Genomic DNA, 12,399 nt, shown 5'->3' on the forward strand with positions numbered 1-12,399 from the left:
TCCACTAACGTATTTTCAGCGTTGCTAGTCCGATCAGTACCAGCACTACCGTAATAATCCAAAAACGCACAATAACCCGTGGTTCAGGCCAACCTTTCAATTCAAAATGGTGGTGCAGGGGTGCCATTCTAAAGATCCGCCGCCCCGTCAATTTGAACGATGCCACCTGCAAAATTACCGACACGGTTTCAATCACGAATACCCCGCCCATAATCAGCAACACCAATTCCTGGCGTACAACTACGGCAATAACACCCAACGCGGCACCTAGGGCCAACGCACCAACATCACCCATAAAGACCTGTGCTGGGTAGGTGTTAAACCACAAAAATCCGAGCCCTGCGCCAACAATCGAAGCACAGATAATCACCAATTCACCCGCACCCGCGATATAAGGAATATGCAGGTAGTTAGCAAAGTTAACGTTACCGCCCAAGTAAGCGAAAAAGCCCAATGCACCGGCAACCAAGACCGTCGGCAAAATAGCCAAACCATCTAAACCATCCGTCAGGTTGACCGCATTAGATGTGCCGACAATGACGAAATAAGTGAACACGATAAAGAACAGCCCCATCTCGATGGCAACGTCTTTAAAGATCGGAATAATCAACTGGGTTTCTGCCGGTGATTGCGCCGTCATATACAGCACAATAGCGGCCCCTAAGCCGCCCACCGATTGCCAAAAATATTTCCAACGGGCCGGTAATCCTCGGGTGCTCTTTTCGATCACCATGCGGTAATCATCCACCCAGCCAACCGCGCCAAAGATAAAGGTTACCCCTAGCACAATCCAGGTATAACGGTTACTCAGATCAGACCAAAGCAGGCTGCTGATCATAATGGCCAGAATAATTAGTGCGCCACCCATGGTAGGCGTACCAGCTTTACTAAAGTGGGACTCCGGTCCATCACTGCGAACCGTTTGGCCGATCTGTTTACTTTTCAGTTTACGAATCAACGCAGGTCCAAGCATCAATGAGATCGCCAGTGCGGTCAGCACGCCGAGAATACTGCGCAGCGTTAGATAACTGAACACGGCGAAAAAACTGTTATATTCAGCTAGCCAGTTGGCCAGTAGTAATAACATCAGTGACTACCTCCATCGGTAGAGCCATCATTGGTCAGGCCCATTACAATTTGATCCATTCCCGCACTGCGAGACCCTTTTACCAACAGAACACGCTGACTCGTCGGCAGCTGCTGCAGATAACGCAACAGCGCCTTTTTATCTGTAAAATGCTGGGCGTTTTGACCACCGGCGGCGATAAAGCCATCATGGGCTGCACGACTCAACACACCACAACTAAGCAAGCTATCGATATGTTTAGCGGCGGCATACTGCCCCACATCCTGATGCTGTTGCAGTTCATCAGCACCTAATTCACCCATATCACCCAGAACCAATACCTGTTCACCCTCAAGCTCTGCGAGGGTATCCAACGCGGCTTTCACCGCATCCGGATTGGCGTTATAGCTGTCATCGATAAGCAGTGTGGCGTCATCTAAGCGAATAGGTCGCATCCGTCCGGCAACCCCTTGGCACTGACTTAAACCTTTGGCTGCCACTTTAGGCTCGCAGCCATCGGCTATCACCGCCGCCGCTGCGGCTAAGGCATTGGCAATATTATGACGTCCCATCAACGCTAGGCTGACCGGATACTGACTACCTTGATAGTTCAGACTAAACCCATAACAACCGCTGTCCTGTAAGCGGATATCCGACGCAAACACCGTTGCTTCAGGATTTGCCAGTGAAAAGGTCAATAGCTGTTGTTGCGCTAACATGGCCAACCAAACACTGGCATGCGGATCATCCAAATTTACAATGGCGGTGCCGTTCTCCGACAGACCTTCAAATATTTCCGCCTTGGCTAGCACTACACCTCGAAGCGAGCCGAAGCCCTCGAGATGTGCGCCATAGGCATTATTCAATATTGCTACATCCGGCTTTGTCAGTTGGGTGCTATAGGCGATCTCGTGAGCGCCACTGGCGCCCATTTCGATAACCGCATAACGATCACCCGCTGACAACCGCAGTAAAGTCAAAGGCACGCCAATATCGTTATTCAAGTTGCCCTGAGTGGCCAACGTTTGACCTCGTAACCGGTTTATTGATGCCAACATCTCTTTAACGGTGGTTTTGCCACTACTTCCGGTCACCGCAAACATGGAGCCACTAAAGCGGGCACGATTAAAGGCCGCGATATTACCCAGCGCCATCCGCGTATTACTAACCACCAGCTGAGGCACATCAATCTCGACTTGCCGCTCGACAACAACCGCTACCGCGCCATCAGCAACCGCTTGGGCGACAAACTCATGGGCATCGAAATGCTCGCCCCGCAACGCGATAAACAGATCACCGGCCTGTATATTGCGGGTATCGGTGCTGACACCCTGCACTTCGCAACTCGCGCCAATCAGCCGGGCAGACAACGGCCCGGCCAGCTCACTCAGATTAAAAGGGCCGTTCATTACTGCCCCTCCAGGCGCTGTTGACGCACAACATCTAGGGCATGACGCGCCACGGCCAAATCATCAAATGGTCGTTTCACGCCCTGTATATCCTGATAAGTCTCATGACCTTTCCCAGCTATCAACAAAATATCCTTAGGTTTCAATGCCGCTACAGCGTATTCAATGGCACGTTGACGGTCCGGTTCACAGATAACCTGCGGCGCATCACTGAAGCCCGCCATCACCATTTCAATAATCTGTTGTGGATCTTCAGTGCGCGGGTTATCACTGGTCACGACAACGCGCTCGGCTAACTGCTCAGCGATTATCGCCATCGGCGCTCGCTTACCCGTATCCCGATCACCGCCGCAGCCAAACACACACCAAAGTTCGCCTTCGCAGTGGCTTCGCAACGCTTGCAAGGCTTTTTCCAGCGCATCCGGCGTGTGGGCATAATCAACCACCACCAGCGGCGATTGCCTTGACACCAACTGCATTCGACCAGCAACAGGGCTCAATTGCCTCACCGCACTCTCAATCTGATCCAGTGGATAACCCATTTTTAGAGTTACTCCAATCGACAACAGTAGGTTGCTCAGATTAAACCGGCCGATAAGACCGGTATCCAACCTAAAGGTTCCCTGGGGTGTGCTAATCTGGGCGCGAATACCGGTCGCGGAAAGCGTTACCTCGGTCGCCCGTACGGCAACACCGTCTAATTCGCCAAAGCTCAGCCGCTCGTGACCATCTTTGCGGGCCAATAAATTAGCGCCAAATGGATCATCCCCATTGATCACCTGATGATCGATATCAAAATCAGTAAATAAACGCGCCTTCGCCGCACCATAGTTTTCCATATCACCGTGATAATCTAAGTGATCACGGGATAGGTTAGTAAATCCCGCCGCGTCAAAATGAACGCCGCTAACCCGCTGCTGATCTAACGCATGGCTGGACACTTCCATCACCACAGCCGTTGCACCCTGTTGACGAAAGTCCGCCAATAACTGATGCACACCGATAGCATCGGGGGTGGTATGGGTCGCGTCATTTAACTGACCCAACAGCCCATTCCCCACCGTGCCAATCAGACCACAGGTCTCACCACAGAAACTCAGTAACTGGGCAATATAATGGGCGCAAGAGGTTTTACCGTTAGTCCCGGTTACCCCGATAACCCGCATGTGAAGTGAAGGCTCACCATAGAAACGCGAGGCGACCTCGCCAATCGTGGCAGCAACATCTGCCACACCGATCAGCGGGATCGACACATTAATAGGGTCCGCTGCAGCCAGTTCTGCGTCATCAACGATCGCAGCGACTGCCCCTTCTGCTGCAGCGGAGCAAACAAAATCAATACCTTTATGGTTAACACCATCACGGGCGAAAAATAGATCACCCGATTTTACTTGTCGGCTGTCCTGACAAATCCCACTCACCGCCAACGGTGCCAGCACTGTACCGGCCAGTTGCGGTAGTAAGTCAGCCAAGGCGTAACAAACCGAGGGGGTCTGAACGCCACTCATTTCATCACCACATGGGATGATGCAGGCTGCCAATTATCCGGCGCCACATTCAGCATTCTTAACGCACCACCCACTACCCGGGAAAATAACGGTGCCGCCACTTCGCCACCGTAATACTCTTGCCCCTTAGGGTTATCCACCATAACTACAGCAACGATCTCCGGGTTATCCACCGGGGCAACACCGGCAAAGATGGACATATACTGATCATCGGCATAACCGTTCACACCCACCTTATGCACGGTGCCGGTCTTACCAGCCACCCGATACCCCTCAATGGCAGCACGACGTCCGGTACCACCACTCTGAGTAACGGTCTCCATCATGCGTAACACCGCATTAGCAACTTTTTCCGGCATTACCCGAGTACCTGACTCAGGCCGATCAAGCTTCAGCAGTGACACAGGCCGCACTAAACCGCCCGTCGCAAATGGCAGATAAGAGTGCGCCAACTGCAACGGCGTAACAGACAGACCATAGCCGTAGGACATAGTCGCCCGTTCTACCAAACGTTTTTCCGCTAAATAAGGCAAAACACCAGCCTGCTCACCCGGAAAACCGGTACCCGGCACCTGTCCTAGGCCGACGTTATGAAATACATTTCGTACCGCATCGCCATGCATACTGAGCGCTAGCTTAGTCGCACCGACGTTACTGGATTTAGTAATAATTCGCCCCAGCGTCAGCTTGCCATAGTTACGATGATCTCGAATCGTCTTGCTCTTCACCCGGATATAACCCGGCGAAGTATCGATCACGCTATCCAAGGTATACTTGCCGCTCATCAATGCCGCAGCGACCGTCAATGGTTTCATGGTCGACCCCGGCTCAAAGGTATCCGTTACCGCTCGATTACGTAGCGATTCCATGCCCTTGCCAAGGTTACTCCGGTCATTCGGGTTATATGATGGCTGATTCACCATCGCTAAGACCTCCCCGGTATGTACGTCTAACACCACCATTGCGGCAGAATCCGCTTTATGGGCCTGCACCGCCGCTTTCAATTCTCGATAGGCTAAATACTGCAGCCGCAGATCGATACTCAGCTGCAGGTCTTTGCCCTGCACCATCGGTTCAAGCTCCCGAATATGCTTAACCGTGCGGCCCAACAGATCCCGCATCACCAGTTTCTTTCCGGGTATGCCCTGCAACCAATCTTCAAATGCCAGCTCAATACCTTCCTGTCCCACACCATCCAGACCGGTAAAGCCCACTAAGTGCGTCGCAACCTCGGCAGCGGGATAGAAACGCTTATACTCACGGTCCACATAAACACCGGGGATATGGAGATCTTCAACTTGTTCCGCCTGCGCAGGTGTCATCTGCCGTTTCAGATAGATAAACTGCTTATCACGAAACCGAGCAACTCGCTTTAACAGAGCATTTTTATCGGTTTCAATCAGAGTCGCTAGCTTAGTAATAGAGCCATTTTGCAGATCAAACTCTTTCGGGTTCATCCATACGGTTGAAACCGGTGCGCTAACCGATAAAGGCAGTCCATTACGATCACTGATCATGCCCCGGTGCGCCGGAATAATAGCCGTACGCAACACCCGAGCATCCCCCTGGCGCTTCAAAAACGCTTGTTCCTGAACATTCAACGAGAGCATTTTACCTGCCACACCGGTAGCGATCAGGCACAGCAAAAAAAACACCAGCCATAAGCGCCAGCCTCTTGCTGCACGAGCTTGAAAACCTTGCTCATCGCTCATCTCTGATCACCTCAACCTGCTCAGGAATTCGCATTCCTAGGCGTTTAATTGCCACTGATTCGACCCGGTTATTCGCCGCCAACGTGCCCTGCTCAAGCAATAGCTGGCCCCATTCAACCTGCAACTCATCCCACTGCTGAACTAATTCCTGCTGCTGATTAAACAGCACCCGATACTGATGCGCCGACCAGATCACCAGTAACGCAGACACCACCAGCAGGGACACCAGACAAAACAACAACACCCCAGACTTAATTAGCTCGACAGGCTCAATTATCCCATCGATGCGTGGCTCTTCTTTCGCCTTCAACCACGGCGGTAACGGCACACTCAGTTTCATCGTACTTTTTTAGCGACCCGCATCACGGCACTGCGTGAGCGTGGATTACCGGATACTTCATCCTGCCCCGCTTTCCTCGCTTTACCCACCGCTTTTAGACGGATATTCAACATGTCATCGGTGACCGGAATACCCGGTGGCAGATGTTCATCGCCTTTGACATATTTGCGAATAAAGCGCTTAACAATACGGTCTTCCAGAGAATGAAAACTGATAACCACCAGATTACCACCGGGCTTAAGCATCTCTAACGCCTGATCGAGACAATCTTCTAAATCTTCTAGCTCTCGGTTAATAAAGATACGGATACCTTGAAAAGCACGAGTGGCCGGATTTTTACCTTTTTCCCAAGCAGGGTTAGCTTCAGTAATAATTTTTGCCAAACGTCCGGTGGTGACAATAGGGTCAAGGGCTCGCTCGTTGATAATCGCACGCGCCATTCGCCGCGAATGACGCTCTTCACCATAGGTATAGAGCACATCAGCAATCTCTTTTTCACCCGCCCGGGCCAACCACTCAGCAGCACTTTCACCGACATCCGGATTCATCCGCATATCCAGCGGCCCATCGGACATAAAACTAAAACCACGAGTAGGGTCATCCAACTGCGGCGATGAAACCCCTAGATCTAACAACACACCATCAACCTGTCCTGCCAGCTCCCGCTGACGGACAAACTCTTCTAACTGCGCGAATGAGCCTCGCTCAATGCTAAAACGAGGTTCATCACCAAATCGCTCTGCCGCACAGGCAATCGCCTCGGGATCTTTATCGATACCCATCAGGTGACCATGTTCAGACAACCGACTTAATACCAACGCAGAATGACCGCCGCGGCCAAAGGTACCATCGATATAAAACCCATCCGGATCTTCGACCAGGGTATCCACAGCCTCATTCAGCAACACTGTGATATGTTTAAACTCTGCACTCATGTGCTAACCCCTGTCGGTTTAAAGTGATAAATTCTGTAACTCATCCGGTAGCTCTGCACCACCATCCGCTTCTGCCAAATACTCATCGCGAGTCGCCATCCAGCGCTCTTCGCTCCAAATTTCAAACTTGCCACCCTGACCTAGCAAAACAATTTTCTTACTTAAGCCGGCATATTCACGTAACGGAGCCGGTAACAACAAACGTCCATTGCCATCCATATCGATATCGGTAGCATGGCCGATCAACAACCGCTGAATACGCCGCGCGGCTGGATTAAAACTGGGTAATGCTTCAATCTTCGCCTGAATCTCTTCCCATTCAGCCAGGGGGTATAACAATAGGCAGCGTTCTTCCGTATCAATCGTCGCCACTAGTTGCCCACCGCAATGCTCCGTGAGCGTGTCACGGTAGCGTGCCGGTATGGCCATACGGCCCTTGGCATCCAGATTGATTGGATTGACCCCACGAAAAAACAAAAAACTCTCCTAAAAAAACAAAATAACCCACATTTACCCACATTTTCCCACTAGTGCACACTATAGGAATTAAGCCCTCTATTTGCAAGAAAGAAAGCGTGTGGCATAAGGTAAGAAACAGACGGACTATGAACTCGGCGAATACAATTCATCGCCCAGCGATACCCATGAGATAAAAACAGCCAAGAAAACAGCGAGTTGAAAAAAGTAAGTAGTTACTACGCCCGAGCTGCCTGTATTTCAGATGAAAATAAAGCAGGAACAAATCAGAGCCATTCAAGCCAACCCGATTCAGCCGAATAGCGACACAATACCGAGCACAAAAAAGAAAAGTAGCGACACCCACTCAACGAGTCAAAACCAGCGACCACCAAGAGCGCCGAAAGCACTGAGACAAATATCTAAGAAGGACTTTATCCCGGGCAATAATAGTAAGCGTAGACTGCTCACACCTTAAATCGCTTCGGTTACCTGAGAGTCATTGAGATTGATATTCCAAGGCAGCAGACTTTCAATATCTGTGGTCTTGGTATTGTTGATCCGTTTTAGCACGGCTGTCAGGTAGGCCTTTGGGTCGATACCGTTGAGCTTCGCTGTGCCCATGATGCTATAAAGCGCAGCACCATAATGCCCTCCATCCTCAGAACCGGCGAATAGGTGATTCTTCCGCCCCAGCGCTAGTGGGCGGATAGCCCGCTCAGCGGCGTTGTTGTCTATTTCTATACGGCCATCATCAAGGTACCGCGTCAGGCTATCCCATTGTTTGCGAGCATAGTTGATCGCTCGTCCCAAAGCCGAGCCTTTAGAGCATTGTCGAAGGGTCTGATCTAACCAGGTATACAGATCATCCATCAAAGGTTTGGCATTTTTCTGCCTATCATATTGCCGTTCATCCGGCGGCTTACCCTTGATCTGTTTTTCAACCTGATACAACGCGTTTATTCGTTCAACGGCTTCCAGCGCAACAGGGCTTTTTGTCGATTCAGCAAGCTCGAAGAACTTTCTGCGGACATGAGCCCAGCAACCCGCTCGCGTGATGCCGGACTGAACGGCAAGGTTATAACCCGCATAAGCATCAGTCTGGATGATCCCGCGATAACCCTTCAAGTGAGCGGCAGGTTCTTTTCCTGACCGGGTGGTACTGTACTGGAACCAAACAGCAGGCGCTGCATCGCCTCCCCAGGGACGATCATCTCGTACGTAGTTCCAGTAGCGCCCCGTTAGGGTTTTGTTATTTCCGGGCTTGAGCGTTGGTGCCGTTGTATCATCCGCATGGAGTTTGTGTGCTGACATCACATGCGTGCGGATGGCCTGCACCAAGGGCTCTAACAGCGCACCGGCACGGCCAACCCAACCCGCTAACGTCGAACGATCCAGTTCGATATCTGAACGCTTGAAGCGTCCTTCCTGACGATAGAGTGGCAAGTGATCTGCGTATTTATCAACGATGACCTGAGCGATCAGTGCAGCCGAGGCGATCCCTTTATCAATGACGCGTTCTTGCGCAGGTGCTTGAGCGATCTGATCGCAAGCACTACAGCCATACTTAGGGCGAACCTGTTGCAGAACCACATACTGTTCCGGCACCACGTGCAGCATCTCAGAGAGGTCTTCCCCGATTAGTTTCATCTTCCCTCCACAGTCAGGACAGTGACAGCTTGCGGGTTCATGGCGGTGCTCTTCACGCGGGAGTGATTCGCTAAAGCGTTTACGGCCGCGCGAGGTGGAAGATGACCGCGCAGACACTGTGGAGTTTGGAGATATCTGAGCGATCGCTGTTTCGGTATCTTCGATCAGAAGATCAAGCTGATCAGTACTATCTGTGCGTTCACTGGAACGGCCAAAACGGTTCCGAAGCAGCGCAGCAAGACGTAGCTCAAGATGCTCATTTCGGGTCCGCTCCACCGTCAGATTCTGCTGCATAGAAAGCACTATCTGCTTGAGCAGTTCAGGATCATTGGGCAGGGAATCAGCGGTCATTTTCATGAGGTATATTTTATCAGAACACCCTCTGAAATCCCCGTATTTATTAGGTTTTCAAGCAGACAAATGTGGTCGATTAGTACGTTTGGGAGCTCTCCAGTCTATCCCTTCGAGCAGCATAGAGAGCTGCGCAGTCGATAGATGAATAACGCCATTTTTCGCCTGAGGCCAAACGAATCGGCCCTGTTCAAGACGCTTATAAAACAGGCAGAGTCCTTGACCGTCCCACCAGAGCACTTTGATCCGGTCACCACGCCTTCCTCGGAACACAAAGAGCTGCCCTGAAAAGGGATTTTTATCAATCTGATATTGGACAACACCAGCAAGACCATCAAAGCCTTTGCGCATATCCGTATGACCGGCGATCAGCCAAACACGTGTACCTGAAGGTAACCCCATCATACCAGTGCCCTCAAGATCTGACCGAGCTGGGTATCCGTCGGATTACTCAAATTGAGCTGATGGCCTGAGTTAAACCGGATACTCATAACTGACATAGAGGGCCGTGTCGACTCTGGTGTCTGCGCACATGGTTGGTGATTTGGCGCGTGCTGATCAGTTGAATCATCAACAACAATCATAGGTATCATGGGCGAGTTTGCTTTCTTAACCCAGCGAGCCTCGTTCCGAAACTCTCTAATCCAGTTCGACAACATATTTGCGTTGATGTCATATTCACGCGCAATCGCCGCCTTAGACTCAGGGCCTGTAATCGCTTCATGAACTATCTTGAGTTTCAGTTCGGGGGGATATCGACGTCGTGGCGGTAGTGTGGATTTATGCATGTTACGTTCCCATCTATTTTTAAATGGGAACTTCGCATCTCACTTATTTTCAAGCAACGTGTGAGCAGTCGACGCTTACCAATAATATGCCTGCCAACTAAAACTCAGCCCCAGTTTAATTAATATGACTCAATGAAAAGTGTCGGCTTCATCAACAAGCCCTAGATGGTGACGGGGAGTTGTCGCGGGCATCAAAGTTTAGCCATAAAGAGGAAAGAACAGAGCTCACCAATATGCCCTAGATTTTGGTAAGGAGCTGTCATGGACATCAAGATCATAAAGAAGAAAGTGTAGAGTTCGCCGATAAGCCCCGAGGTTTTATCGAGAGTTGTCGTGGACATCCAGCACCTAGATGTAAAAAAAGAAACAATCAGGTGCGAGTTTGCCGATTAGCCCTGAGGCTTTATCGAGAGCTGTCGTGGACATCAAGATCATAAAGAAGAAAGTGTAGAGTTCGCCGATAAGCCCTAGGTTTTACCGAGAGCTGTCGTAGACATCCAGCACCTAGATGCAAAAAAGAAAAATGAAATGTAGAGGTGTAGAGTTCGCCGATAAGCCCTGAGGTTTTATCGAGAGCTGTCGTGGACATCAAGATCATAAAGAAGAAAGTGTAGAGTTCGCCGATAAGCCCTAGATTTTTGACAAGGAGTTGTCGTGGACATCAAGACGCTTGCTTAACATATAGAATGGAGATGTAGCGTTCGCCGATAAGCCCTAGGTTTTACCGAGAGCTGTCGTAGACATCCAGCACCTAGATGCAAAAAAGAAAAATGAAATGTAGAGGTGTAGAGTTCGCCGATAAGCCCTGAGGCTTTATCGAGAGCTGTCGTGGACATCAAGATCATAAAGAAGAAAGTGTAGAGTTCGCCGATAAGCCGGGTTTTGTCGTGGACAATCATTCATCTAGGGCCTGCGTCGCCACAGGCCTCAAGCGACCTACCCGAATCCAGCATGGGCCATGCCTCATGGATTCCTATTTGGTCTTGCTCCAGGTGGGGTTTACCTTGCCGTGACGTGTTACCACGCACGCGGTGCGCTCTTACCGCACCCTTTCACCCTTACCGGCTTCCTGTAAACAGGAAACGTAGGCGGTTTACTCTCTGCTGCACTTGCCGTAGGCTTGCGCCTCCCAGGCATTACCTGGCACCCTGCCCGATGGAGCCCGGACTTTCCTCCCCTTCCATACGGAAGCAGCGATTGTCTGGCGAACTCTACGGCGCAAAGGATACCAGCAAGCACACCATAAGCAAGCACAACAGTCGTTAGCGCAGCGAATTATTTACGCTCAAGCGCCGCTTGATACATCACCTTCTTTTTAATCCCGGTAATTTTCGCCGCGAGCGCCGAAGCCTGCTTCACCGACAACTCTTCAAGCAGAATATCCAGCACTTCACTGCTGCGAAGGTCCAGCAGAGTTTCATCCTGCTTCGGAGCCCCTTCGACCATCAACACAAATTCACCTTTACGCTGATTAGGGTCTGCCTCGACCTGAGCCAACACCTCTTCAGCGGTGCCGTTAAGAAAAGTCTCAAAGGTTTTCGTTAACTCTCGGGCAAGAGCAATATTTCGCTCTGCCCCGAAAGCCGCAACAATATCCTTTAAACTATCGATAATTCGATGAGGGGACTCATAAAACATTAAGGTCCGAGTTTCCGCCGCCAGCGCGGTATAAAAATTAAGCCGCTGCTGGGACTTCGCCGGAGGAAAGCCCTCAAAAGCAAAACGATCGGAAGGTACACCGGCGGCACACAGAGCCGCCACTAACGCACAGCACCCCGGCAACGGCGTCACTTTAAAACCCGCCGCACGCACTTCACGCACCAAAACAAAGCCGGGATCAGAGATCAACGGCGTGCCAGCATCAGAAATCAGCGCAATATCTTCGCCTCTCTGCAACTTTTCGATAATTTTTTGCTGCTGCTGGCGTTCATTATGGTCATGAACTGCTATCATCGGCGTTTTGATATTAAAATGTGACAGCAAACGTCCACTATGGCGGGTATCTTCAGCCGCAATTAATGCAACCGACTCCAATATACGGAGCGCGCGCGGCGTCATATCTTCCAAGTTGCCAATTGGCGTTGCAACAACATACAAAACTGCTTCGGACATCAGTATTCGAGCCATTTATAATTCAGGATGTGAAAGTATATGACGTTTCCAAGCCGTCTGTCTCTGGTCCTA

At 50.7% G+C, this 12,399-nt stretch carries 12 protein-coding genes and 1 other RNA gene; all 13 read right to left on the reverse strand.

Going from position 1 to position 12,399, the window contains the following annotated elements; translation table 11 throughout:
* Nucleotides 1-4: 4 nt before the first annotated feature.
* A complete protein-coding gene (gene mraY, locus AC0L4K_RS14385) occupies nt 5-1,087 on the reverse strand; it encodes a phospho-N-acetylmuramoyl-pentapeptide-transferase (RefSeq protein ID WP_417227557.1) in 1,083 nt (360 codons plus the stop codon).
* The gene (locus AC0L4K_RS14390) at nt 1,087-2,475 is read right to left on the reverse strand and encodes a UDP-N-acetylmuramoyl-tripeptide--D-alanyl-D-alanine ligase (protein ID WP_473266823.1); all 1,389 of its coding nucleotides are present in this window, start codon (nt 2,473-2,475) and stop codon (nt 1,087-1,089) included. Before AC0L4K_RS14390 ends, mraY begins: the two co-directional genes overlap by 1 nt.
* The gene (locus tag AC0L4K_RS14395; protein WP_473266825.1) at nt 2,475-3,983 is read right to left on the reverse strand and encodes a UDP-N-acetylmuramoyl-L-alanyl-D-glutamate--2,6-diaminopimelate ligase; all 1,509 of its coding nucleotides are present in this window, start codon (nt 3,981-3,983) and stop codon (nt 2,475-2,477) included. Before AC0L4K_RS14395 ends, AC0L4K_RS14390 begins: the two co-directional genes overlap by 1 nt.
* Complete coding sequence (locus tag AC0L4K_RS14400) at nt 3,980-5,695, reverse strand: peptidoglycan D,D-transpeptidase FtsI family protein (RefSeq protein WP_417227563.1); 1,716 nt, start codon at nt 5,693-5,695, stop codon at nt 3,980-3,982. The genes AC0L4K_RS14395 and AC0L4K_RS14400 overlap by 4 nt, the downstream gene beginning before the upstream one ends.
* A complete protein-coding gene (ftsL, locus tag AC0L4K_RS14405; protein WP_417227565.1) occupies nt 5,685-6,035 on the reverse strand; it encodes a cell division protein FtsL in 351 nt (116 codons plus the stop codon). The genes AC0L4K_RS14400 and ftsL overlap by 11 nt, the downstream gene beginning before the upstream one ends.
* Nucleotides 6,032-6,970, reverse strand: a complete 939-nt coding sequence (gene rsmH, locus AC0L4K_RS14410; protein ID WP_417227567.1) for a 16S rRNA (cytosine(1402)-N(4))-methyltransferase RsmH — start codon at nt 6,968-6,970, stop codon at nt 6,032-6,034. The genes ftsL and rsmH overlap by 4 nt, the downstream gene beginning before the upstream one ends.
* An 18-nt stretch (nt 6,971-6,988) precedes the next feature.
* The gene (gene mraZ, locus AC0L4K_RS14415; RefSeq protein ID WP_473266827.1) at nt 6,989-7,447 is read right to left on the reverse strand and encodes a division/cell wall cluster transcriptional repressor MraZ; all 459 of its coding nucleotides are present in this window, start codon (nt 7,445-7,447) and stop codon (nt 6,989-6,991) included.
* A gap of 453 nt (nt 7,448-7,900) precedes the next feature.
* A complete protein-coding gene (gene tnpC, locus AC0L4K_RS14420; RefSeq protein ID WP_473266828.1) occupies nt 7,901-9,433 on the reverse strand; it encodes an IS66 family transposase in 1,533 nt (510 codons plus the stop codon).
* Between the two features lie 51 nt (nt 9,434-9,484).
* On the reverse strand, nt 9,485-9,832 hold the full coding sequence (gene tnpB / locus AC0L4K_RS14425; RefSeq protein ID WP_473266830.1) for an IS66 family insertion sequence element accessory protein TnpB: 348 nt from the start codon (nt 9,830-9,832) through the stop codon (nt 9,485-9,487).
* Entirely contained in the window at nt 9,829-10,215 is a 387-nt protein-coding gene (gene tnpA, locus AC0L4K_RS14430; RefSeq protein WP_473266831.1) for an IS66-like element accessory protein TnpA, read from the reverse strand. Before tnpA ends, tnpB begins: the two co-directional genes overlap by 4 nt.
* A gap of 191 nt (nt 10,216-10,406) precedes the next feature.
* Complete coding sequence (locus tag AC0L4K_RS14435) at nt 10,407-10,556, reverse strand: hypothetical protein (protein ID WP_473266833.1); 150 nt, start codon at nt 10,554-10,556, stop codon at nt 10,407-10,409.
* Nucleotides 10,557-11,070: 514 nt separating this feature from the next.
* Nucleotides 11,071-11,428: RNase P RNA component class A (gene rnpB, locus AC0L4K_RS14440), an RNA gene on the reverse strand.
* A gap of 62 nt (nt 11,429-11,490) precedes the next feature.
* On the reverse strand, nt 11,491-12,327 hold the full coding sequence (rsmI, locus tag AC0L4K_RS14445) for a 16S rRNA (cytidine(1402)-2'-O)-methyltransferase (RefSeq protein WP_473266834.1): 837 nt from the start codon (nt 12,325-12,327) through the stop codon (nt 11,491-11,493).
* Nucleotides 12,328-12,399: the final 72 nt, after the last annotated feature.

Source organism: Amphritea sp. GJ51-11, from assembly GCF_055808735.1.